This is a genomic window from Burkholderia sp. MSMB1835, assembly GCF_001526365.1.
Lineage (GTDB): Bacteria > Pseudomonadota > Gammaproteobacteria > Burkholderiales > Burkholderiaceae > Burkholderia.
This window is the reverse complement of record NZ_LOYP01000001.1, coordinates 116,820-139,349: the sequence shown is the minus strand read 5'-3', so window position 1 is coordinate 139,349 and position 22,530 is coordinate 116,820. Positions and strand designations below refer to the sequence as shown.

Annotated in this window: 17 protein-coding genes; 7 read left to right on the top strand and 10 right to left on the bottom strand. The window is 68.6% G+C overall.

Annotation, left to right across the window (positions count from 1 at the left end; genetic code table 11):
* Positions 1 to 94: 94 nt before the first annotated feature.
* Complete coding sequence (eat, locus tag WS96_RS00615) at positions 95 to 1,507, bottom strand: ethanolamine permease (RefSeq protein WP_059827128.1); 1,413 nt, start codon at positions 1,505 to 1,507, stop codon at positions 95 to 97.
* A 187-nt stretch (positions 1,508 to 1,694) separates the two neighbouring features.
* On the bottom strand, positions 1,695 to 3,158 hold the full coding sequence (locus WS96_RS00610) for a mechanosensitive ion channel (protein ID WP_059829895.1): 1,464 nt from the start codon (positions 3,156 to 3,158) through the stop codon (positions 1,695 to 1,697).
* A gap of 276 nt (positions 3,159 to 3,434) precedes the next feature.
* Between WS96_RS00610 and WS96_RS00605 the strand changes: the two genes are divergently transcribed.
* Positions 3,435 to 4,316, top strand: a complete 882-nt coding sequence (locus WS96_RS00605; RefSeq protein ID WP_059830036.1) for an AraC family transcriptional regulator — start codon at positions 3,435 to 3,437, stop codon at positions 4,314 to 4,316.
* Between the two features lie 90 nt (positions 4,317 to 4,406).
* Here the strand turns inward: WS96_RS00605 and WS96_RS31585 are convergent, their stop codons facing one another.
* Both WS96_RS31585 and WS96_RS00600 read right to left on the bottom strand, forming a co-directional pair.
* On the bottom strand, positions 4,407 to 4,781 hold the full coding sequence (locus tag WS96_RS31585; protein WP_082720141.1) for a zinc ribbon domain-containing protein: 375 nt from the start codon (positions 4,779 to 4,781) through the stop codon (positions 4,407 to 4,409).
* Positions 4,782 to 4,791: 10 nt separating this feature from the next.
* Complete coding sequence (locus WS96_RS00600) at positions 4,792 to 7,077, bottom strand: heavy metal translocating P-type ATPase (protein ID WP_257127906.1); 2,286 nt, start codon at positions 7,075 to 7,077, stop codon at positions 4,792 to 4,794.
* Between WS96_RS00600 and WS96_RS34285 the strand changes: the two genes are divergently transcribed.
* From WS96_RS34285 to WS96_RS00590, 3 genes are all read left to right on the top strand, one after another.
* Positions 7,078 to 7,338: a hypothetical protein gene (locus WS96_RS34285; RefSeq protein ID WP_257127905.1), complete on the top strand. Its 261-nt coding sequence runs from the start codon at positions 7,078 to 7,080 to the stop codon at positions 7,336 to 7,338.
* A 51-nt stretch (positions 7,339 to 7,389) separates the two neighbouring features.
* Positions 7,390 to 7,821 (top strand): Cd(II)/Pb(II)-responsive transcriptional regulator, encoded by a 432-nt coding sequence (gene cadR / locus WS96_RS00595; RefSeq protein WP_027783182.1) that lies wholly within the window; start codon positions 7,390 to 7,392, stop codon positions 7,819 to 7,821.
* A gap of 68 nt (positions 7,822 to 7,889) precedes the next feature.
* Positions 7,890 to 8,462, top strand: coding sequence for a PadR family transcriptional regulator (locus tag WS96_RS00590; RefSeq protein ID WP_059829891.1), 573 nt, complete (start codon positions 7,890 to 7,892; stop codon positions 8,460 to 8,462).
* A gap of 45 nt (positions 8,463 to 8,507) precedes the next feature.
* On the opposite strand, the gene WS96_RS00585 is transcribed toward WS96_RS00590, so the two are convergent.
* The 4 genes from WS96_RS00585 to WS96_RS00570 form a co-directional block, all read right to left on the bottom strand.
* Positions 8,508 to 9,938 carry an FAD-binding oxidoreductase gene (locus tag WS96_RS00585; protein ID WP_059829889.1) on the bottom strand — a complete coding sequence of 477 codons (1,431 nt, stop codon included), beginning with the start codon at positions 9,936 to 9,938 and terminating at the stop codon, positions 8,508 to 8,510.
* A 15-nt stretch (positions 9,939 to 9,953) separates the two neighbouring features.
* Positions 9,954 to 10,742 (bottom strand): ABC transporter substrate-binding protein, encoded by a 789-nt coding sequence (locus tag WS96_RS00580; RefSeq protein ID WP_034209634.1) that lies wholly within the window; start codon positions 10,740 to 10,742, stop codon positions 9,954 to 9,956.
* A gap of 74 nt (positions 10,743 to 10,816) precedes the next feature.
* Positions 10,817 to 11,971: a pyridoxal phosphate-dependent aminotransferase gene (locus WS96_RS00575; RefSeq protein WP_059829887.1), complete on the bottom strand. Its 1,155-nt coding sequence runs from the start codon at positions 11,969 to 11,971 to the stop codon at positions 10,817 to 10,819.
* 208 nt (positions 11,972 to 12,179) lie between these two features.
* A complete protein-coding gene (locus WS96_RS00570) occupies positions 12,180 to 12,848 on the bottom strand; it encodes a TetR/AcrR family transcriptional regulator (protein ID WP_059829885.1) in 669 nt (222 codons plus the stop codon).
* Between the two features lie 120 nt (positions 12,849 to 12,968).
* Here WS96_RS00570 and WS96_RS00565 point away from each other — a divergent pair, with 120 nt between their 5' ends.
* The 3 genes from WS96_RS00565 (at position 12,969) to WS96_RS00555 (ending at position 16,864) form a co-directional block, all read left to right on the top strand.
* The gene (locus WS96_RS00565; protein WP_059829883.1) at positions 12,969 to 14,621 is read left to right on the top strand and encodes an acyl-CoA dehydrogenase family protein; all 1,653 of its coding nucleotides are present in this window, start codon (positions 12,969 to 12,971) and stop codon (positions 14,619 to 14,621) included.
* A gap of 51 nt (positions 14,622 to 14,672) precedes the next feature.
* Positions 14,673 to 16,181, top strand: coding sequence for a class I adenylate-forming enzyme family protein (locus WS96_RS00560; RefSeq protein WP_059829881.1), 1,509 nt, complete (start codon positions 14,673 to 14,675; stop codon positions 16,179 to 16,181).
* A 272-nt stretch (positions 16,182 to 16,453) separates the two neighbouring features.
* The gene (locus tag WS96_RS00555; RefSeq protein WP_059830035.1) at positions 16,454 to 16,864 is read left to right on the top strand and encodes a hypothetical protein; all 411 of its coding nucleotides are present in this window, start codon (positions 16,454 to 16,456) and stop codon (positions 16,862 to 16,864) included.
* Between the two features lie 195 nt (positions 16,865 to 17,059).
* Here WS96_RS00555 and WS96_RS00550 read toward each other — a convergent pair whose 3' ends face one another.
* Positions 17,060 to 18,199 (bottom strand): branched-chain amino acid ABC transporter substrate-binding protein, encoded by a 1,140-nt coding sequence (locus tag WS96_RS00550; RefSeq protein ID WP_034209639.1) that lies wholly within the window; start codon positions 18,197 to 18,199, stop codon positions 17,060 to 17,062.
* An 84-nt stretch (positions 18,200 to 18,283) separates the two neighbouring features.
* Complete coding sequence (gene putA / locus WS96_RS00545) at positions 18,284 to 22,216, bottom strand: trifunctional transcriptional regulator/proline dehydrogenase/L-glutamate gamma-semialdehyde dehydrogenase (protein WP_059829879.1); 3,933 nt, start codon at positions 22,214 to 22,216, stop codon at positions 18,284 to 18,286.
* Between the last annotated feature and the right edge of the window lie 314 nt (positions 22,217 to 22,530).

The window sequence follows — 22,530 nt, the reverse complement described above, 5'->3', positions numbered from 1 at the left end:
CCAAAAGCCGACGGCGCGCCCGTTCGACGGGGCGCGCCGGATGCCGTCAGGTACGGCCTTTCACTTTCACCTTCGCCTGCACCGTCGGCATCGCTCACTCCTCCAGCAGCGCGTCGCCGGGCGCGCTCGCGCGCTGCGCGCGGGTCGCGAGGAAGTACGCGTAACCGACCGCGAGGAAGCCGACGAACACCAGCGCGACCAGCCCGTTGAAATACACCATCGTACCGAGGCAGACCAGCGCCGCGAGGATCGCGAATGCCGGGAAGATCGGATACAGCGGCGCGCGGAACGGCCGCTCCAGATTCGGCTGCGAGCGGCGCAGCTTGAACAGCGCCGCCATGCTGACGATATACATCACGATCGCGCCGAACACCGACATCGTCACGATATTCGCGGTGAGCGTCTGCCCGCCGAACTGGATCAGCTCGTCGCTGTAGATCGCGGCGATGCCGACCACGCCGCCCGCGAGGATCGCGCGATGCGGGGTCTTGAAGCGCGGATGCACCTTCCCGAGCCACTCCGGCAGATAGCCTTCGCGCGCCAGCGCGAAGATCTGGCGCGAATAGCCGAGGATGATCCCGTGGAACGACGCGACGAGCCCGAACAGCCCGAGCCACACGAGCATGTGCATCCAGCCGCTGTTCGCGCCGACGATGTACTTCATCGCCTGCGGCAGCGGGTCGTTGATGTTCGCGAGCTTGGTCCAGTCGCCCGCGCCGCCGGCGAACACCATCACGCCGATCGCGAGCGCCACGAGGGTCAGGATCCCGGCCACGTAGGCGATCGGAATCGAGCGCTTCGGATTCTTCGCTTCCTCGGCGGCCATCGCGACGCCTTCGATCGCGAGGAAGAACCAGATCGCGAACGGGATCGCCGCGAACATCCCGTGGAACGCGCCCACGCTGAAGTGATCGGCGCCCGACCAGCCGCCCTTCGTGAAATTGCTCCACGCGAAGCCCGGCGACACGACGCCCATGAACACCAGCAGCTCGAAGATCGCGAGCAGCGTGACGACGAGCTCGAAGGTCGCGGCGATCTGCACGCCGACGATGTTCAGCGCCATGAACACGAGATACGCGCCCATCGCCGCGTGTTTCGGTTCGAGCCCCGGAAACTGGACGTGCAGGTACGCGCCGATCGCGAGCGCGATCGCGGGCGGCGCGAACACGAACTCGACCAGCGTCGCCGCGCCGGCCAGATAGCCGCCGGTCGGGCCGAACGCGCGGCGCGCATACGCGAACGGGCCGCCCGCGTGCGGGATCGACGTCGTCAGCTCGGTGAAACTGAAGATGAAGGTGGTGTACATCGCCGCGACGAACAGCGCGGTGATCACGAAACCCAGCGTGCCGGCGCTCGCCCAGCCGTAGCTCCAGCCGAAGTATTCGCCGGAAATCACGAGGCCGACCGCGATGCCCCACAGTTGCCAGGTCCCGAGCGTCTGCTGCAGCGCGGGCTGGCCGGGCGACCTGGCGCCGGCGGCGGGCCGGCCATTCGACTCTGCTTTCATCGGACTCTCTCCTCAAGGGCGCCGGGCCTGCACGCCCGCGCGACTGAGAATCGATGCTAGAGAGTCATTAAACGACGTGTTATCGAAATTCGGCAAAGATCGCGGCTGACGTTTCGCTTGCGAAAACGCCGGCCGCGCGCGTGGCCGCGCCGATCCGGCCGCGCGGCGCGGGCCGGATCGGCCGTGCTTACTGGCCGCCGCCGCGCTGGTTGAACCAGCGGTCGAGCAGCTTGCCGGCCGCCTCGCGGCCGCCGAGGCCGAACGACAGCGCGACCGCCACCGCGATCGCGCCGAGCACGAGGCCGAACGCGAGCTGGACGATTTCGTTCGCGATGCCCATCGCGCGCAGCCCCATCGCGAACACGAGGCCGAGGATCGCGAATTGCGCGATGCGCGCGAACAGCACGCTGTGCTCGCGGTCGGCCTGCTCGATCACGCGGCGCGCGAGGCCCGCGAGCCACACGCCGATCACGAGGATCACGCCGCCCATCAGCACGTGGCCGCCGAACTCGATGAACAGCGTGACGACGTCGCGCACCTGCGAGAAGCCGAGCCGGTTCGCGGCCTCGACCGCCGCGAACAGCATCGCGAAGAACACGATCAGCCGCGCGACCAGCACCGACGGCTGCAGGATGCCCGAGAACACGCGCTCGACGCCGAGCACGGCCGGCAGCCCGTCCGCGCCGGCCGCTTCCAGCAGCTTCTGCGCGAGCGACGCGACGAAGCGCGCGAAGTAGAACGTGGCGAGCACGATCACGATCGCCGCGACGATGTCCGGCACCGCGCCGAGGAACTGGTTCAGCATGTTGGTCGCGGGAATCGAAATCGCGTCGATCTTCAGCGCGTCGAGCGCGGAGATCAGCGTCGGCACGAACACGAACACGTAGACGATCGTGCCGATCAGGCTCGACACGCGCACGGGCGTCGGGCTGTCGATTCCTTGCGTGAGGCGGTCGGCGCCGGCGGCGACCAGCAGGTTCGTCACGAGGCCGCGCAGCACGCGCGCGACGACCCAGCCGACGAAGCCGATCACCGCGGCCGCGAAAATGTTCGGCACGATCGCGAGCAGCTTGTCGACCATCCCCTGCACCGGCGACAGCAAGCCCGACAGCGCGAACGACGCGAGGATCGCCGGCAGGAACATCAGGATCACGAGCCAGAACAGCACGTCGCCGAGATAGCCGCTCATCGGCTGCATGCCGGCGCCTTCGGACAGCTTGTCGTCGATCTTGCTCGCCTTCAGCGCGCGGTTCGCGAGGCTGCGCAGCAGCGACGCGATCAGCCACGCGATCAGCGTCAGCGCCGCGCCGCCGATCAGGTTCGGCAGGTAGTTGACGATGTGCGTGACGAGCAGCGAGAACGGATTGGAGACCGCGTACAGGTTGAGCACGTTGAAGATGCCCACCGCGGTGACGAGCAGCACGAGCCAGAACAGGCCGCCGGCGATGATGCGTTCGACGCACGCGCCCTGGCCGGTACTTTCGTTGATCCGCTGATCGACCTTCAGTGCGTTGAGCAGGCGTAGTGCGCCGGCCCGCACCGCCACGGCGATCAGCCAGCCGATCACCAGGATGCCGATCGCGCCGGCGATCTTGGGCAGGTATCCGCCCAGCGTGGTCTGCAGCGACGTGATGAAGCTGGAAGCATCCATTTCTTCTTCTCCCGAAAACGTGGTGGTGCGATTGAACATCGACGAACGACCTGCGTACTTCGAAAAAGCGTGCTGCCCCGTCCGAGCAACTTACCCGAGAAAAATGACGCAATCACCCGATTTCACCGTCTTTAACTTTAGTTCTAGATTGCGGCGGGGCAAGACCCCATTTCGATGAAATAAAAAGGGGCGGATTTTGGACCACTACGCATTTCCGCAAGATTTATCCATTCGGGCCGTGCTACCGTGGCGTCGATTCTTGCCCCGGACACGCCGATGCCTGCATCCGAAACGAAGACCGAGCCGCCCGCGTGGGTCCGCTACGCAGCGAGCGTGGCGCGCGTTCACGCGTACATCGGCGCGCATCTCGACGGCCCGCTCGACCTGAACCGGCTCGCGGAAATCGCGTGCCTGTCGCCGTATCACTGGCAGCGCGTCTATCGCGCGCTGTACGGCGAGTCGATCGTGTCGACGGTGCGGCGGATGCGGATCGTGCGGGCGTCCGAGGATCTGGTCTGCACCGCGCGGCCGCTCGACGAGATCGCGCGGCGCGCGGGCTACGGTTCGACGCACGCGTTTGCGCGGGCGTTTCGCGACGCGTACGGCGTGCTGCCCGCGCAGCACCGGCGCACCGGCCGCCACCGGCCGATTTATCCCCTGCAGCGAGGAGAGGAAGACATGTTCAAGCACGAGGTCGAGATCCGGCGCCTGCCGGCACTGCGCGGCTACGCGGTGACGCACGCCGGCGCGTATATGAAAGTGGGCGACGCGTTCGGGCAGATCGGCGCGTGGGCCGGGCAGCACGGGCTGATCGGCCCGGGCGCGAAGATGATCGGGATTTTCTACGACGATCCGGACACGACGCCCGAAGCGCAGTTGCGCGCGAAAGCGTGCTGGATGCCGGCCGACGGCGCGCCGGACGTGGCGCCCGCGCCGCCGGTCGAGCGCGTGACGATCGCCGGCGGCGAATACGCGGTGCTGCTGCATACCGGGCCGTATGCGGACCTGAAGACGGCCTACCAGTGGCTCTACGGCGACTGGCTGCGCCACTCGGGCCGCGAAGCCGCCGATGCCCCGCCGTTCGAGCTGTACCTCAATACGCCGATGGACACGGCGCCGGCCGACCTGCTCACCGAAATTCACCTGCCGCTGCGCTGAGCGACGGGCCGGCACGCTTCGTTCGCCGGCCGTCGAACGAAACGCGCCGGCCGGTGCGTATGCCTGGCAGGCGCGAACTCGCGGAGAGGCTCAAGCGGCCTGCGTCCCGCAACCGGGACAGAACCGCGCGTCGGTCGCCAACGCCGCATGGCAGCGGCTGCAGGCCTTGCTGCGTTGCGCCGCGCCGCACTGTGCGCAGAAGCGTGCATCGGCTGCGTTGAGTGCGCCGCAGCCCGCGCACGCGAGCTGGCTCAGCGGCACGTTGCCACCCTGACCGCCTCGCCCGCCACTGGCATCGGCCGGCGCCTGCCAGCCCCAGCCGTGGCGATCGCGGCCGCGCGCATCGTGGCCGCCATGGCGTGTCCCGCCGTGATGCCCGCTTCCGGGGCCGCCGGGGCCGCGCTCACCCCGGTTTCCGCCGTTGCCGTTGCCGTGCCCACCGAGAATCCGTTTCAGAAAACCCATCGCCCGCTCCTCAACGCTCGGCCCGGGCGCCGCCGAACGCCCCGGAGGACGACAGCAGCCGCAAGCCGTTGGCTACGACGAGCAGGCTCGCGCCCGCGTCGGCGAAGACCGCCATCCACATCGTGCCGAGCCCCGCGACCGTCAGGCCGAGGAACACGACCTTCACGCCGAGCGCGAAGCCGATGTTCTGGACCAGCACGCGGTGCGTCGCGCGCGACAGCCGCACGAACGCGGGAATCTTGCGCAGGTCGTCGTCCATCAGCGCGACGTCGGCCGTCTCGATCGCCGTGTCGGTGCCCATCGCGCCCATCGCGAAGCCGATGTCGGCGCGCGCGAGCGCCGGCGCATCGTTGATCCCGTCGCCGACCATCCCGACCGCGCCCGCGCCGCCCGCCGACAGTTCCTCGACCGCCGCGAGCTTGTCTTCCGGCAACTGGTTGCCGCGCGCGTCGTCGATGCCGGCCTGCCGCGCGATCGCCTGCGCGGTATGCGGGTTGTCGCCCGTCAGCATCGCGGTGCGGATGCCGAGCGCATGCAGATCGGCGATCGCGTCGCGGCTCGTGTCCTTGATCGTGTCGGCCACCGCGAAGATGCCGAGCACGCGCGTGTCGTCGACCAGCACGACGACGCTCTTGCCCTGCCGCTCCAGCGCGTCGAGCTTCGCCTCCAGCGCCGCCGAGCAGCGCCCGAGCTCCTCGACGAGCCGGTGATTGCCGAGCCAGTAGCGCGCGCCATCGATCGTGCCGCGCACGCCGCGCCCGACGATCGCTTCGAAGTCCTGCACGTCGGCGAATGTCGTCGTGCCGGCGTCGCGGGCCGCGGCAGCGAGCGCCTGCGACACGGGGTGATCGGAGCGCGCGGCGAGGCTCGCGCCGAGGTGCCGCACGCGCGCCGCATCGGCGCCGTCCGCATGCACGTCGAAGTCGGTCTGCACCGGCTTGCCGTGCGTGATCGTGCCGGTCTTGTCGAGCGCGAGCCACGCAAGCTTGCGCCCTTCTTCCAGATAGACGCCGCCCTTCACGAGGATCCCGCGCCGCGCGGCGGCCGCGAGGCCCGACACGATCGTCACCGGCGTCGAGATCACCAGCGCGCACGGGCACGCGATCACGAGCAGCACGAGCGCGCGGTAGACCCAGTCGTGCCACGCGCCGCCCATCGCGAGCGGCGGCACCACCGCGACCAGCAGCGCGACCGCGAACACGATCGGCGTGTAGACGCGTGCGAACTGGTCGACGAAGCGCTGCGTCGGCGCCTTCGCGCCCTGCGCTTCCTCGACCGCGTGGATGATCCGCGCGAGCGTCGAGTTGGCCGCGACGGCCGTCACGCGATATTCGAACGAACCCGATTCGTTGATCGTGCCCGCGTACACCGCGTCGCCGGTCGTCTTTTCGACGGGCAGGCTCTCGCCGGTGATCGGCGCCTGGTTGACGGTCGAGCGGCCCGCGACGACTTCGCCGTCCAGTCCGATCCGCTCGCCCGGCTTCACGCGCACCACCGCGCCGAGCGCGACCTGCGCGGCCTCGATCGTGCGCCACGCGCCGTCGGCCTGCCGCACGGTCGCGGTATCCGGCGCGAGCCGCATCAAGCCCTGGATCGCATTGCGCGCACGGTCGAGCGACTTCGCCTCGATCAGCTCGGCGATCGTGAACAGCACCATCACCATCGCGGCTTCCGGCCACTGGCCGATCGCCATCGCGCCCGTCACCGCGATGCTCATCAGCGCGTTGATGTTCAGGTTGCCGTTGCGGATCGCGATCCAGCCCTTCTTGTACGTGGTGAGCCCGCACGCGAGCACCGCGGCGAGCGCGAGCGCCGCCGACAGCCACACCGGCAGCCCGGCCCAGGTCGCGCCTTCGGACGCGAGCGCGGCGACGCCGGCGAGCGCCAGCGGCCACCACGGCTTCGCGGGCGCGGCGGCAACGCGCGCCGCCGGGGCGCCGGCCGTGGCGGCCTCCGGCGTCATGCCGAGCGTGCGGATCGCGCTTTCGATCGCCGGCTGCGCGCCGGGCACGTGCTCGACGGTCAGCATCCGCTGCATCAGGTTGAATTCGAGCGCCGACACTTCGCGCATCCCGCCGAGCTTCTTGCGGATCAGCGTTTCCTCGGTCGGGCAGTCCATCTGCATGATCCGGAACGCGGAGCGCACGTGGCCCGACGCGGTCGCCTGCGCGACCGGCAGCGGCGCGAGCGTCAACGCGGCCGGCGCGCAGCATGCGCCGGCCGCGTGGTCGTGGTCGTGGTCGTGACCGGCATGATCGTGCGCGGCGTGGCCGTGCGAGCACGTGGCGCCGTGCACGTGCTCGTCGTCGCCGGCGTGGCCGGGACCATGGTCGTCACCCGCCTCGCCATGTGCCGCGTGAGCGTGCCCGTGGACGCGATCGTGGTCATGGCCGTGCGCGCGCTCGGCGGCCGCCGGCGCCGCGTCGGCAACGGTCGCCGTCTGCGTGTCGCACGAATCGGCGCAGCAGGCATCGGCGCCGTCGGCCTGACGGTGTCGTGGGTCGTGGGGACGCTGGGCGTCGGTCATGACAACCTCCTGTGTGGCTTGACGGTGTAGAGTTAACACCCTGAAGCCACTACAAGGTCAACCCTTACACGGGAGAAAGGCATGAAGATTGGCGAACTGGCCAAAGCGGCCCGCTGCACCCCCGAGACGATCCGTTTCTACGAGAAAGAGGGGCTGATGCCGGACGCGGAGCGCACCGATTCGAACTACCGCAACTACACCGACGTGCACGTCGAACGGCTGCGCTTCATCCGCAACTGCCGCGCGCTCGACATGGCGCACGACGAAATCCGTGCGCTGCTGCAACTCACCGACACGCCGGCCGATCGCTGCGATTCGATCAATTCGCTGCTCGACGATCACATCGGGCACGTCGATGCGCGCCTCGCGGAATTGACGCATCTGCGCGACCAGCTCACCGAACTGCGCCGCCGTTGCGTCGGCGAGCATTCGGTCGAGGATTGCGGAATAGTGCACGGCCTCGCGACGATGGAAACCGTCGCGCCCGCCGCGAAGCGCTCGCACCTCGGCTGAAACCCTTGCCAAACAACATAGTCCGGTCGAGAATAGTTATATTCTTACTAGACATATTTTAACTATTCATGTCTACGAGCCGCCCGTCCCCGCTCGCGCTGGCCGTCCTTGCGACGCTCACCGAAACGCCGATGCATCCGTACGGGATGCTGCAGCAACTGAAGGCCCGCGGATACGACGAAGTCGTCAACGTGCGGCAGCGTACGAGCCTGTACCAGACGATCGATCGGCTGCTGCGCGACGGGCTGATCGCCGTGCACGACACCGAGCGCGACGGCGCGTTTCCGGAGCGCACGCTGTATGCGCTGACCGAAGCCGGGCACACGGCCGGGCAGGCGTGGTTGCATGCGCTGCTCGCGGAGCCCGCGCGTGAATTCCCGGCGTTCGGCGCCGGCCTCGCGTTCCTGCCGCTGCTCGACGCGGAAGATGCGCGCCATCAGCTCGAACGGCGAATCGCACGGCTCGACGCCGAGCGCGAGCGGCTGGAAGCGCTGCGCGCCACCGCGCAGGCCGACCAGGTGCCGCGCCTGTTCCTGCTGCAAAACGAGCATGCGCTCGTGCTGCTCAATGCGGAGCTCGACTGGGCGCGCAGCGTGGTCGAACACCTGAAGATCGGCGCGCTGCGCTGGGTGGACGGCTGACGCGTCGCGCCGGCCGCTTCCCGTCGGCAACGGCAATCGCCCCCGTCAAAGCACCTTGCCGGGATTCAGGATCCCGCGCGGGTCCAGCGCGGCCTTCAGGCGCCGCATCAGCCCGATTTCCGCGTCGCTGCGCGTGTGCGCGAGATAAGGCCGCTTGAGCACGCCGATCCCGTGCTCGGCCGACACCGAGCCGCCCATGTCGCGCACCACCGCATACACGCAGCGATCGATCGCATCGGCGTGCGCGTCGGTCATCCCGGCCAGCGACACGCCGATATGCACGTTGCCGTCGCCGACATGGCCGAAGAACAGGCACGTGAGCGCCGGCCAGCGCGCCCGCAACGCCGCCTCGCAGCGTTCGGCGAACGCGCCGAGTTCGCCCGTCGGCAGACTCACGTCGAAGTTGACGAGATGGGGCAGCGCATCGATCGCCAGGCCTTCGCGCAGCGTCCACAAATCGCGCGCCTGCCGCTCGGCGCTCGCGAGTACCGCATCGTCGACGAGCGCCGCATCGAACCCGTCGGCCAGCGCCGTTTCGAGCGCATGGCGCGCATCGCCGCCCGGCGCGCTCGTCGCGCATTCGATCAGCACCGCGAAACAGCCGTCGCCGACGAACGGCGCCGACACGCCCGGCGTATGACGCGCGACGTAGTCGTAGAACGACGGCCACATCGCCTCGAAGCTGACGACCTCCGGCAGCGCGCGCACGCGGTTCCACAGCCCGACCACCGCATCGTAGTCGCGCACGCGGCAGAGCGCCGTGGCCGGCGCCGCGAGCAACGGATGCAGCCGCAGCACCGCGCGCGTGATGACACCGAGCGTCCCTTCGCTGCCGACGAACAGTTGCTTCAGGTCGTAGCCCGCGTTGTTCTTCAGCATCCGGTTCATCGACGACACGACCGTGCCGTCCGCGAGCACGACCTCGAGCCCGAGCACCTGCTCGCGCATCATCCCGTAGCGGATCGCGCGCGTGCCGCCCGCATTGGTCGCGAGCATGCCGCCGATCTGGCACGAGCCGCGCGCGCCGAGATCGACGCCGAACGTGAAGCCCGCCGCTTGCGCGGCGTCCTGTACCGTCTGCAGCGGCGTGCCCGCGCGCACGGTGATCGTGCCGGCCGCCGTGTCGAGCGCTTCGATGCCGGCGAAACGCTCCATCGACAGCACGATCTCGCCGCCCAGCGCGACCGCGCCGCGCGCGAGCCCCGTCAGCCCGCCTTGCGGCACGACCGGCTGGCCGAGCCGCGTGCACGCCGCGAGCGTGCGCGACACGTCGTCGACGCTGCGCGGGCGCACCAGCGCACGCGGCCGCACGCCGGGCGGCTCGTTGTACGCGGTGAAGTAACGCGGATCGATATCGGCCGCGCGCGTGACGAGCGCGTCGCCCAGTTCGGCGGCGAGCACGGCATCGACGGCGTCGTCCGGCCGCGGCATGCCGTCCGGTTCGCGGCCCGCGGCGCTCGGGTTCGGGGTCGGCATCGTGCGCGGCCCCGCTTACTTCGTCGAAATGTCGATATCGCCGAAATACTTCAGGCCGAGCGACTTCACCGTGCCGTCCGCCTTCAGCTTGTCGATCGCCGCGTCGAGCTTCGCCTTCAGCGCATCGTCGCCCTTGCGCAGGCCGAACGCGATGCCGCTGCCGAGAATCTTGTCGTCGTGCACCGGCTGCCCGACGAACGAGAAGCCCTTGCCGTCCGGGCGCGACAGGAAGCCGCGCTGGCCGGACGGCGCGAGCACGAGCGTCGCGTCGAGGCGGCCCGCGACCAGATCCGCATACGCCTGGTTCTGGTCCTGGTACGCGACGACCGCGACGCCGGCCGGCTCCCAGTGCGCCTTCGCGAAGGTTTCCTGGATCGACGCCTGCAGCACGCCCACGCGCTTGCCCTTCAGCGACTCCGGCGTCGGCAGCAGGCCGCTGCCGGTGCGCGCGATCAGCTGGGTCGGCACGCGATAGATGATCGTCGTGAAGTCGATCGCCTGGCGCCGTTGCTCGGTGGCGTTCATCGCCGAGTTGATCGCGTCGAACTTGCGGCCCTTCAGCGCCGGGATCAGCCCGTCGAACGAGGTCTCGACCCATTTGCACGACAGCTTCGCCGTCTGGCAGACGGCATTGCCGACGTCGATGTCGAAGCCCTGCAGGTCGCCGTTCGGCGCCTTCGATTCGAACGGCGGGTATTGCGCCTCGAGGCCGAAACGCAACGTCGGCGCATCGGCGAGCGCCGCGCCGGAGCCGATTGCGCACGCGAGTGCGAATGCGAGTTTCAGGGTGGTCGTGTGCTTCATCGTGATCTCCTGTGTCTGGTCGAGGCGAGGTGCCCGTCGCCGGATGCCCGTCGCCGGATGCCCGTCGCCATGCTTTACAGCGAACGCAGCCGCCGCGCGCCTTCGACCAGCGTCGCGTCGTCCTTCGAAAAACTGAGCCGGATCACGCCGGCATCGGTGCCGTCGGTATAGAACGCCGACAGCGGAATCGTCGCGACACGCGCGTCACGGATCAGGCGCAGCACGAAATCGCTGTCGCTTTCATCCGAGAAGTGACGAAAGCGCGCGAGCATGAAGAACGAGCCTTCGCTCGGCAGCAACTCGAAACGCGAATCGGCCAGCTCGCGCGCGAGCAGGTCGCGCTTGGCCTGGTAGAACGCCGACAGGCCGAGATAGCTGTCCGGCCGCGCGAGAATTTCCGCGAACGCGACCTGCATCGGCGTGTCGGCCGAGAACACCATGAACTGGTGCACCTTGCGGATCTCGTCCATCAGCTCGGCCGGCGCGAGGCAATGGCCGACGCGCCAGCCGGTCACGTGGAACGACTTGCCGAACGACGACACGATCACGCTGCGCTCGGCCAGCTCGCGGTGGCGCGCGACGCTCTGGTGCCGCACGCCGTCGAACACGACGTGCTCGTAGACTTCGTCGGACAGCACCACGATGCCCGTGTCGCGCGTGATCTGCGCGAGCCGCTCGAGATCGTCGGCGGAGAACACCGTCGCGGTCGGGTTGTGCGGCGTGTTGACGATGATCATCCGCGTGCGCGGCGTGACGGCCGCGGCCACCTCGTCCCAGTTCACGCGAAAATGCGCGGGCGACAGCTTGATCGCGACCGGCGTCGCCCCCTGCAACCGCACGATCGGCGCATAGCTGTCGAACGACGGCTCGAAATAGATGACCTCGTCGCCGGGATGCACGAGCGCGCTGATCGCCGCATAAAGCCCTTCGCTCGCGCTCGCGATCACCGTGATCTCGGTCGCCGGGTCGTAGCGCGCGCCGTACAGCGCCTCGGTCTTCTCGGCGAGCCGCTCGCGCAGCGCGATCACGCCGGCCATCGGCGCGTACTGGTTGTGCCCGTCGCGCATCGCGCGCGCGACGCCTTCGACGAGCGCCGGATCGGGCGCGAAATTGGGGGCGCCCTGCGACAGGTTCAACGCGTCGTGTCGAGCAGCCAGTTGGCCGATCACCGTGAAGATCGTCGTCCCGACGTCGGGCAGTTTCGAACGGGGCGCGGTCGCGCTTCGCATGACTCCTCCTCCTGATGTCCTTCGGGCGGGCCGCGCCATGTGCGGCCCGACATCCGCCGCATGATTTAGCCCCAGCCAATATCGATGGACAATCGAAAGTTCGTCATGGCGGCCATGCATTTTTCTCATGGCGCGCGGCGATAAGCCCTCGACGGCAAGGCCCGCCCGGGCGCCCGATATGCGAATCGGGCATTTCCCCTACGGAACGCTACGCGTCCGGCGCCGCGAGGTACGCGAGCAGCACGGCCCGCAGTTCGCGGCGTTGCGCGGCGAAATCGAGCGCCGGCCCGAGCGTCAGCAACGCCTGCGACAGCCCGCCGTAGCAGATCGTATGGGCCATCCGCGCGAGCCCGTCGAGCCGTTCGGCCGGCGGCGGGTCGGCCGCGTGGGCGAGCGCGTCGCGCCACAGCGCGACATAGGCGTCGTAATGCCGGCGATAGGCGGCCAGCGGCGACACCTGCCGCTCCAGCACGAACAGCGCGCTCCACAGCGCGGCATCGGCGGCGATCGTATCGACCTGGAGGTCGACGAGCGCGGCGGCGAGCTCGGCCCGCGGCGCGCCGCGCAACCGCTGCACCGTGTCGCGCAGCCGGTCGGCCAGCGCCAGCACGCGGCGGTGGATGCAGAGCGCCGCGAGGCTCTGCTTGTCGCCGAAATACTCGTAGAAGGTGCCGATGCTGACGCCCGCGACGGCCGCGATCTCGCGGATCGTCGCCTTCGCGTAGCCGCGTTCGAGCAAAAGCTGAACGAACGCCTGTTGCAGCGCGTCGGAGCTCGCCTGCGCACGCGACTGGCGCGGCCGGCGGCGCAACGCGGGCGCGGGTTGCGCCGCCGGCGAGCCGGGCGGCGCCGGAACCTGAACATGTCGCGGCGGCATATTTGCTACTCTGAATTCAGCAGGGAAGACGTTTCACCGGAAGCCGGAACCCGCGCCGACGCGCCCTCCGTGCGGCGCGACGCCGGCCGACCGCGAAGCATGAGACCGGAGACCATCGCGATGACCGACTCGACTCACGCCGTCACGAACCAGTTCGACGAACTCGTCGACTATAACCTCTTCGCGACGGATGTCGCGCTGCGCGACGCGCTCGCCCGGGCGGGCGCCGACTGGGTCGTGCCGCAGCTCGACGCGTACGGCGCGTGGCTCGGCAGCGCCGACACCGCGCGGCTCGCCGACGAAGCGAACCGCCATACGCCGGAACTGAACGCGTTCGACCGGCGCGGCCGGCGCGTCGACCGCGTCGATTTCCATCCCGCATGGCACGCACTGCTCGGCCGGTATCGTCACGAAGGCTTCGTGTCGCTCGCATTCCGCGACGCGCGCCGCGGCCGCTGGGCCGCGACCGCCGCCGGCTTCTACCTGCACGGCCAGATCGAGGCCGGCACGCTGTGCCCCGCGACGATGACGCAGGCCGCGATTCCCGTGCTGCAGAAGGAGCCGGCGCTGTGGGACCTGCTGCGCGACAAGCTCTACAGCGACGACTACGATCCGCGCGACGTGCCGGTCGCCGACAAGCGCGCGATCTGGTTCGGCATGGGCATGACCGAGAAACAGGGCGGCTCCGACGTGCGCGCGAACACGACGCTCGCCACGCCGGTCGGCGCGGGCGGGCGCGGCGGCGAATACCGGCTGCGCGGCCACAAGTGGTTCTTCTCCGCGCCGATGTGCGACGCGCACCTCGTCGTCGCGCGTACCGAAGGCGGCGGCCCGTCGTGCTTCTACGTACCGCGCTGGCGGCCGGACGGCACGAAGAACGCGGTCGAGATCCAGCGGCTGAAGAACAAGGTCGGCAACCGCAGCAACTCGAGCAGCGAGATCGAGCTGAACGACGCATGGGGGATCATGCTCGGCGACGAAGGCCGCGGCATTCCGACCATCATCGAGATGGCCACCTACACGCGGCTGAACTGCGTGCTCGGCAGCGCGGCGATGCTGCGCCAGGGCGTCGTGCAGGCGATCGCGTACACGCGCCGGCGCCACGCATTCGGCCGCGCGCTCGCCGAGCAGCCGCTGATGCGTACCGTGCTCGCCGATCTCGCGCTGGAGAGCGAAGCGGCGCTGTCGCTCGCGATGCGGCTCGCCGACGCGTTCGAACGCGACGATTCGCCGCGCGAACGCGCGTGGAAGCGGATCGTCACGCCCGCCGCGAAATTCTGGGTCTGCAAGCGCGCGGTCGAGCTGACCGGCGAAGTGATGGAAGTATTCGGCGGCAACGGCTACGTCGACGACGGCCCGATCGCGCGCCTCTTCCGCGAGGCGCCCGTCAACTCGATCTGGGAAGGCTCGGGTAACGTGATGTGCCTCGACGTGCTGCGCGCGGTGTCGCGCGAGCCCGACGCGGCCGCCGCGCTGTTCGACGAACTGGCCGGCCTCGGCGCGGGCGAACCGCGCATTCGCGCGGCGCTCGACGCGTTGCGCGCGATGCTCGCCGCCCCGGCCGACACGCTCGAAGCGTCGGGCCGCGTGTTCGCGCAGCGGCTCGCGACCGTCGCGCAGGCGTGCCTGCTGCGCCGCGATGCGCCGGCGGCCGTCGCCGACGCGTTCGTCGCGACGCGGCTCGCCGCCCCCGACTGGGGCCGCATCGCCGGCGGCTTCGATCCGCACGCGATCGACGTCGCCGCGCTGCTGCAGCGCGCGTACCCGGCCTGACGCCGGCCCGTTCACCCGAATCCGCAGTCGTTCGCCCGCCCCGGAGCCTCGATGAACCTCGTCGCCGCCCTCGACCGCGCCGCCCGCGCGACGCCCGACAAGCCCTTCCTCGTCAACGAATCCGCGACGATCACGTATGCGGCCGCACGCGAGCGTTCGCACCGCGCGGCGGCCGTGCTGAGCGCGCTCGGCGTCGCGGCCGGCGATCGCGTCGCCGCGATGTGCTTCAACACGCCGGCCTTCGTCGACCTGATGTTCGGCGCATGGCGCCTCGGCGCGGCATTCGTGCCGATCAACCACAAGCTGCAGGCGCCGGAAGTCGACTACGTGCTCGAACACAGCGGCAGCAAGACCTTGCTGTTCGACGTGGCGCTCGCGCCGGTGGTCGAGCGCATCGTGCATCCGGCGCGGCGCCTCGTGACCGAGGGCGAGCTCGACGGCGTGCCGAACTTCGACACGATGTGCGCGACGATGGACGGCCTCGCGGGCATCGAGCCGGCCGACGACGACATCGCGCAGATCCTCTACACGTCCGGCACGACCGGCCGCCCGAAGGGGTGCGTGCACAGTCATCGCACGGTGACGCTGGCGGCGATGCAGGCGGCGCTCGCGACCGGCATCGGCCGTCACGAGCGCACGCTGATGGCGATGCCGATCTGGCATTCGTCGCCGCTGAACAACTGGTTCGGCGGCACGCTGGTCGCGGGCGGCACCGTCGTGCTGCTGCGCGAATACCATCCGCTGCGCTTCCTGCAGACCGTCGAGCGCGAGCGCGTGACGCTGTATTTCGGCGCGCCGGTGTCGTACACGTTGCCGCTCGACACGATCGACGGCTTCGCGGCATTCGACCTGTCGAGCGTACGCGCGTGGCTGTATGGCGGCGGCCCGATCGGCGCCGCGCAGGCCGAACGGCTCGCCCATGCGTACCGCAGCCACGCGTTCTTCCATGTGTACGGGATGACGGAAACCGGACCGGCCGGCACGACGCTGTATCCGGACGAGCAGATCGCGAAGGCCGGCTCGATCGGCCGCGAGGGCGGCCCGGGCGTCGACCTGCGGGTCGTGCGGATGGACGGCGTCGATGCGCGGCCGGGCGAAACCGGCGAGATCTGGCTCAAGGCCGCCAGCACGATGCTCGGCTATCTCGACGACGCGGCCGCGACGCGCGCCGCGTTCACGCCGGACGGCTGGTATCGCACCGGCGACATCGCACGGATCGATCAGGATGGCTATCTGTTCATCGTCGACCGGCTGAAGGACATGATCGTCACCGGCGGCGAGAACGTCTATTCGAAGGAAGTGGAGGACGTGCTCGGCGCGCACCCGGACATCGCCGAGGCGGCCGTCGTCGGCGTCCCGCATCCGGACTGGGGCGAGACGGTCGTCGCGCACGTCGTGATGCGGGCGAACGCGGCGCCCGATGCGGACGCGCTGCGCACGTTCTGCGGCGAGCGGCTCGCCGCGTACAAGGTCCCGCGCGAGTTCGCGTTCGCGCAGGCGCTGCCGCGCACGCCGACCGGCAAGCTGCAGAAGTTCTTGCTGCGCGTGCGGAGGGACTGAGTATCCGCGGTTGAGCCGGCGCATTCGCGCTCGCGCGGTCAATGCAAAAAGCAGACCGGAACAAGTAATAGAAGTTACCAGCGCTGAATCATATTCGTCCGATTGATCGACGTTTCTTATCTGGAATAGCGTCTCAAGGCAGCCATTCCATTTACCGAGACAGGGAAGCCGGGATCACAGATATTTCATGGAGGAGTGTTTGACGTTTGGAGCCGAAAACCCGAATCAGGCAATCAACAATGCCGACAGCGTTACAGGATACGTCATTTACAATGCTTAAGTTTATTCTTTGCCTAAGCCTTCTCACCTCCAATTCGGTATTCGCATGCATCGCCAGCGAGAACTTCGACATCTACTTTTCGAGAGATAGCTCGCACATATCGAATGCCGAGATCGTCCGCATTGCAAAATGGACAGCCGACCAAAAGCTCAATTACGCAAATCACCTAACCAAAGAGACAACACTGATCAGCGGCCATGCCGAGGAAAGTGAACCGGAAGCACCGGCCCTTGCACAATCAAGATTGCAAACCGCGTATGCGCTGTTGGAGCAACTCGGTTTTTTACGCGGGACGATCAAGAAGAGCGCCCGCGTCTATTCGCATGGCGACGTGGACAATGGGCGGCGTGTGGAAATTTCCTTCCTCCCCGATTGCCCGAACAAGTGCTGCGACGGCAAGTAACGTCACACTGCCGCCGATCACGGCGATGCGGTATCGACGTACGCATGCGGCGCCCCTGCTGTACCACTGCCTGCAAGATCCCCATGCCCTATCGGCCGTGTTCCACCAAAGAAAAAGCCACCGGACCCGGTGGCTTTTTCGCATGAGGCGCGGGACGACGCGTTGCAACACCGCCCGCACGTCACATCAACCTGCTTACTTCCCGCCGATGCTCTTCAGCGGCTTCCAGTCGCCCTTTTCGACCTTGTACATCGTGATGCCGCCGTTCTTCAGGTCGCCCTTCGCGTCGTACGCGACGTGCGTCGACGTGACGCCGGCCATGTCGGTCTTCGCGAGCACCGGCAGGTACTTCGCCGGATCGGTCGAATCGGCCTTCTTCATCGCGTTCAGCATCGCCATCGCGCCGTCGTACGCGTACGGCGAGTACGTCTGCACGTCTTCGCCGAAGCGCTTCTTGTACTTGTCGGCGTAAGCCTTGCCGCCCGGCATTTCTTCCAGCGGCAGACCGGCCAGCGACGCGATCGTGCCTTCGGCCGCGGCGCCCGCGATCTTCAGGAACGTCGGCGTCTTCACCATTTCGCCGCTCATCAGCGGCGCGGTGATGCCGAGCGCCTTCATCTGCTTGACCATCGGCGCCGCCTGCGAATCCGCGCCGCCGTAGTAGACGAGGTCCGGCTTCGCCGCCTTCAGCTTCGTCAGAATCGCCTTGAAGTCGACTGCCTTGTCGTTCGTGAATTCACGGTCGACGATCGTCGCGCCGCCGGCCTTCGCGGCCTTCTCGAACTGGTCGGCGAGACCCTGGCCGTAGGCCGTGCGGTCGTCGACGATCGCGATCTTCTTCATGCCGAGATCCTTCGACGCGAACGTGCCGGCCACCGAGCCCTGCTGCGTGTCGGACGTCATCATGCGGAAGGTCGTCTTGTAGCCCTGCTGCGTGTATTCCGGCGCCGTCGCCATCGCGATTTCCGGAATGCCCGCGTTCGCGTAGATGCGCGACGCGGGAATCGTCGTGCCCGAGTTGAAGTGGCCGAGCATGCCCTTGATGCCGTCGTCGACCAGCTTCTGGGCGACCGTCGTACCCGTACGCGGGTCAGCCTGGTCGTCCTGCGTGTCGAGCACGAACTTCACGGCCTTGCCGCCGATCTTCGGGTTCGTCGCGTTGAAGTCTTCCAGCGCGAGCACGATCCCGTTCTGCATATCCTTGCCGTAGTGCGCCTGCGCGCCCGTCATCGGCCCTGCGTAACCGATCTTCACGTCATCCGCATGGGCCGTCCCCGCCAGCGACATGACCGCGACGAACGTCGCGCCTGCCACCTTTTTCATCGTGTGTTGCATAGCATCTCCTTGGTACCAGGGTAAATGGAGCGGCTTCGGGATCGCCTTGCCGCTTCCTTTGTTTGATCCGAACGGCAAGGATGATCAGCCGATCGTCATCAAATTCGCATTGCCGCCCGCCGCGGCCGTGTTCACGCTCACCGAACGCTCCGTCAGGAGCCGTTCGAGCGCGTAGTCCTCCGCGTCGCCGTTCTCGAACGCGCCCACCGACACGCCCTGCACCGACACGATCGGGCCCGGCCACTGCGCGACGTCCTTCACGAGCGTCTGCAGCTCGTCGCTGTCGCCTTCGAACAGCACCGCGTCGAACGGCGCGTCGGCCTGCTTGCGCACGGCCGCGTGCGCCTTCAGCGACGCCGGCAGCGCGGCGACCAGCGCCTCGCCCGCCGCGCCGGCGAACAGCGCGCGGTTGCCCGTCGCCAGCACCGCCGCGAACTGCGCACGCGCGCCGCCCGGCGTGGCCGCGACACACAGCACCGTGCCGCGCGGGCCGAGTGTATACGTGTTTCGCTCGCCCGTCGGGCCGGTCAGCACGGCGGTCGCGCCGGCCGGCACCTGCGCGAGATAGCCGTCGCAACGCGCGGCCAGCGCCGGCTCGCGCTGCTCGATCAGCCAGTCGCGCAGCGTCGTGAGCGCCGCCGCCGGGTTGCCGCGCGCATCGCTTTCGGTCGCACCGTCCGCCACCAGCGACTGCGCGAGCGCGCGCGGCAGGCCCGACGGACGCGTCGCGAGCAGACGCTGCAGGTACAGCGCGCCGCCGGCCTTCGGGCCCGTGCCCGACAGCCCCTCGCCGCCGAACGGCTGCACGCCGACCACCGCGCCGATCACGTTGCGGTTCACGTAGATGTTGCCCACGTGCGCATTCGAGATCACGTGCGCGATCGTCTCGTCGATCCGCGTGTGGATACCGAGCGTGAGCCCGTAGCCGGTCGCGCGGATCTGCTCGAGCAGCTTGTCGAGCTGGTTGCGGCGGTAGCGCACCACGTGCAGCACGGGGCCGAACACTTCACGCTTCAACTCGTCGATGCTGCCGATCTCGATCAGCGTCGGCGGCACGAACGTGCCGTGCGCGCAGGCATCGGGCATCGGCAGTTGCGTGACCGCGTGGCCCTTGTCCTGCATCGCCGCGACGTGCGCGTCGATCGTCTGCTTCGCTTCGGCGTCGATCACCGGGCCGACGTCGGTCGACAGCCGGTCGGGGTTGCCGAGCGCCAGCTCGTGCATCGCGCCCTTGAGCATCGTCAGCGTGCGGTCCGCGACGTCGTCCTGCAGACACAGAACGCGCAACGCCGAACACCGTTGACCGGCCGAGTCGAACGACGACTGCATCACGTCCGCGACGACCTGCTCCGCGAGCGCCGACGAATCGACGATCATCGCGTTCTGGCCGCCCGTTTCGGCGATCAGCGGGATCGGCTTGCCGTCCGGGTCGAGGCGCGCGGCGAGCGTCTTGTTGATCAGGCGCGCGACTTCGGTCGACCCCGTGAACATCACCGCCCGCGTGCGCGGGTCGGCGACCAGCGCCGCGCCGACGGTTTCGCCCGTGCCCGGCAGCAGTTGCACCGCACCGGCCGGCACGCCGGCCTCGCGCAGCAGCCGCACGGCTTGCGCGGCGATCAGCGGCGTCTGTTCGGCCGGCTTCGCGAGCACCGTGTTGCCGGCGGCGAGCGCCGCGGCCACCTGGCCCATGAAGATCGCGAGCGGGAAGTTCCACGGGCTGATGCAGACCACGGGGCCGAGCGGACGGTGCGTGTCGTTCGAGAATTCGCCGCGGATCTGCGCCGCGTAGTAGCGCAGGAAGTCGACCGCTTCGCGGATCTCGGCGATCGCGTTCGGCAGCGACTTGCCGGCTTCGCGCACGATCAGGCCCATCAGCGTATGCATCTGCGCTTCGAGCAGGTCGGCCGCGCGCACCAGGCAATCGGCGCGCGCGTCGACCGGCGTCGCCTGCCAGATCGGCGCGGCGGTCACCGCGTGCGCGAGCGCCGCGCTCACGTGTTCGGCCGTCGCTTCGCTGACCGTGCCGACCACGTCGCGCAGGTCGGCCGGGTTGCGCACGTCGCGCGCCGGCGCGTCGGCGAGCGCGTCGTCGGCGAGCATCGGCGCCGCGCGCCACGGATGGTGCGCGCTCGCGAGCAGCGCGGACGACAGCGACGCGAGACGGTGTTCGTTCGACAGGTCGAGGCCCATCGAGTTGGGGCGCTCGTCGCCATACAGGTTGCGCGGCAGCGGGATCTTCGCGTGCGGCGCGCCGAGCGGCACGACCTTCGATGCCTCGTCGACCGGATCGGCGACCAGTTCCTTCACCGATACCGTCTTGTCGGCGATGCGGTTCACGAACGACGTGTTCGCGCCGTTTTCCAGCAGACGGCGCACGAGGTACGCGAGCAGCGTTTCGTGCGTGCCCACCGGCGCATACACGCGGCACGGACGGTTCAGCTTGTCGCGGCCCGTGACTTCCTCGTACAGCGGCTCGCCCATCCCGTGCAGACACTGGAACTCGTACTGGCCCGGGTAATAGTTGTGGCCGGCGAGGTGATAGATCGCGGCGAGCGTGTACGCGTTGTGCGTCGCGAACTGCGGGTACACGGCGTCGGGCGCCGCGAGCAGTTTCTTCGCGCACGCGAGGTACGACACGTCGGTGTAGATCTTGCGCGTGTAGACCGGATAGCCTTCGAGGCCGTCGACCTGCGCCCGCTTGATTTCGGTATCCCAGTACGCGCCCTTCACGAGGCGGATCATCAGGCGGTGACGGCTGCGGCGCGCGAGATCGATCAGGTAGTCGATCACGAACGGGCAGCGCTTCTGGTAGCCCTGCACGACGAAGCCGATGCCGTTCCAGCCCGCGAGGTCCGGATCGAAGCACAGCGCCTCGAGCAGGTCGAGCGACAGTTCGAGGCGGTCGGCCTCTTCCGCGTCGATGTTCAGGCCGATGTCGTAGCGGCGCGCGAGCAGCGCGAGCGCGCGCACGCGCGGCAGCAGCTCGCTCATCGTGCGGTCCTGCTGCGAGCGCGAGTAGCGCGCGTGCAGCGCCGACAGCTTGATCGAGATGCCCGGGCCTTCGTAGATGCCGCTGCCGCCGGCCGCCTTGCCGATCGCGTGGATCGCCTGTTCGTACGACGCGTAGTAGCGCTGCGCATCCTCTTCGGTCGTCGCCGCTTCGCCGAGCATGTCGTACGAATAACGGAAGCCGCGCGCTTCGTACTTGCGGCTGTTCGCGAGCGCCTCGGAAATCGTTTCGCCGGTGACGAACTGCTCGCCCATCAGACGCATCGCCATGTCGACGCCCTTGCGGATCAGCGGCTCGCCGCCGCGGCCGATCAGGCGCGTGAGCGCCGACGACAGGCCCGCTTCGCTGTTGGTCGTCACGAGCTTGCCGGTGATCATCAGCCCCCAGGTCGCCGCGTTCACGAACAGCGACGGCGCGTGGCCGACGTGCGAACGCCAGTCGCCCTTGCTGATCTTGTCGCGGATCAGCGCATCGCGCGTCGCGCGATCGGGAATGCGCAGCAGCGCTTCGGCGAGGCACATCAGCGCGACGCCTTCCTGGCTCGACAGCGAGAACTCGTGGATCAGCCCTTCGACGCCGCCGCCCGAGCTCTTCTCGCGCAGCGCCTCGACCAGCTTCGTCGCGAGCGCCTGCACGTCCGCCTGCAGGTTCGCGGGCAGACGCGCCTGGCCGAGCAGGAACGGCACGCATTCCGGTTCCGGACGGCGGTAGGCGGCCGTGATCGCCGCACGCAGCACCGATTGCGGCTGCACGTTCTGCGCGAATTCGAGGAACGGATGCGGCGAGTTGTCGTCGTCGCCGTCCGCGGCCTGCCCGTCGGCGAGCTCCGTCACGCCGCTGTGGCCCGACAGCTCGGGCGGCAACTGGCCGTGCTCGATCCGCTCGAGATACGCGAAGATCGCCTGCTTGATCAGCCAGTGGGGAGTGCGCTCGAGACGCGCGGCGGCGTCCTTCAGGCGCGAGCGGAGAAGATCGTCGACTTTGACGCCGAGAGTCGTGCTTGCCATGGTGGGTTCGTGCGCCGGTGCGAGGCCGGCTGTGTGGTGTAAGAGGATGCGCGAAATCCTACGGCACGCAATAAAAAGGTGCAACCAAATTGAGAGATAGGTTGCACCCACAAGTTAGTCAATATAATCAGACACTTATGCAGTTGCAACCTAGGGGTTGCCCGTGGTCTTGGGATCGGTATTTTCCCTGATCGGGCCGGTTCGGCGAGCGTGTGCAACCGTCGGCCTGCGCGAGCGCGGCCGAAAACGGGTTGCACTGGGGTGACAGGAGGCGGTGCCGACCCGGCATCGGGGCAAGCGACGGGAAACGACGA

Coding starts and splice junctions, on each gene's coding strand:
- WS96_RS00560 (WP_059829881.1), top strand. CDS start 14,673: ATGAACCTCGTCGCCGCCCTCGACCGCGCCGCCCGCGCGACGCCCGAC.
- WS96_RS00570 (WP_059829885.1), bottom strand. CDS start 12,848: ATGCCGCCGCGACATGTTCAGGTTCCGGCGCCGCCCGGCTCGCCGGCG.
- WS96_RS00585 (WP_059829889.1), bottom strand. CDS start 9,938: ATGCCGACCCCGAACCCGAGCGCCGCGGGCCGCGAACCGGACGGCATG.
- putA (WP_059829879.1), bottom strand. CDS start 22,216: ATGGCAAGCACGACTCTCGGCGTCAAAGTCGACGATCTTCTCCGCTCG.
- cadR (WP_027783182.1), top strand. CDS start 7,390: ATGAAGATTGGCGAACTGGCCAAAGCGGCCCGCTGCACCCCCGAGACG.
- WS96_RS31585 (WP_082720141.1), bottom strand. CDS start 4,781: ATGGGTTTTCTGAAACGGATTCTCGGTGGGCACGGCAACGGCAACGGC.
- WS96_RS00555 (WP_059830035.1), top strand. CDS start 16,454: ATGCTTAAGTTTATTCTTTGCCTAAGCCTTCTCACCTCCAATTCGGTA.
- WS96_RS00575 (WP_059829887.1), bottom strand. CDS start 11,971: ATGCGAAGCGCGACCGCGCCCCGTTCGAAACTGCCCGACGTCGGGACG.
- WS96_RS00550 (WP_034209639.1), bottom strand. CDS start 18,199: ATGCAACACACGATGAAAAAGGTGGCAGGCGCGACGTTCGTCGCGGTC.
- WS96_RS00610 (WP_059829895.1), bottom strand. CDS start 3,158: ATGGATGCTTCCAGCTTCATCACGTCGCTGCAGACCACGCTGGGCGGA.
- WS96_RS00605 (WP_059830036.1), top strand. CDS start 3,435: ATGCCTGCATCCGAAACGAAGACCGAGCCGCCCGCGTGGGTCCGCTAC.
- eat (WP_059827128.1), bottom strand. CDS start 1,507: ATGAAAGCAGAGTCGAATGGCCGGCCCGCCGCCGGCGCCAGGTCGCCC.
- WS96_RS00580 (WP_034209634.1), bottom strand. CDS start 10,742: ATGAAGCACACGACCACCCTGAAACTCGCATTCGCACTCGCGTGCGCA.
- WS96_RS00565 (WP_059829883.1), top strand. CDS start 12,969: ATGACCGACTCGACTCACGCCGTCACGAACCAGTTCGACGAACTCGTC.
- WS96_RS00590 (WP_059829891.1), top strand. CDS start 7,890: ATGTCTACGAGCCGCCCGTCCCCGCTCGCGCTGGCCGTCCTTGCGACG.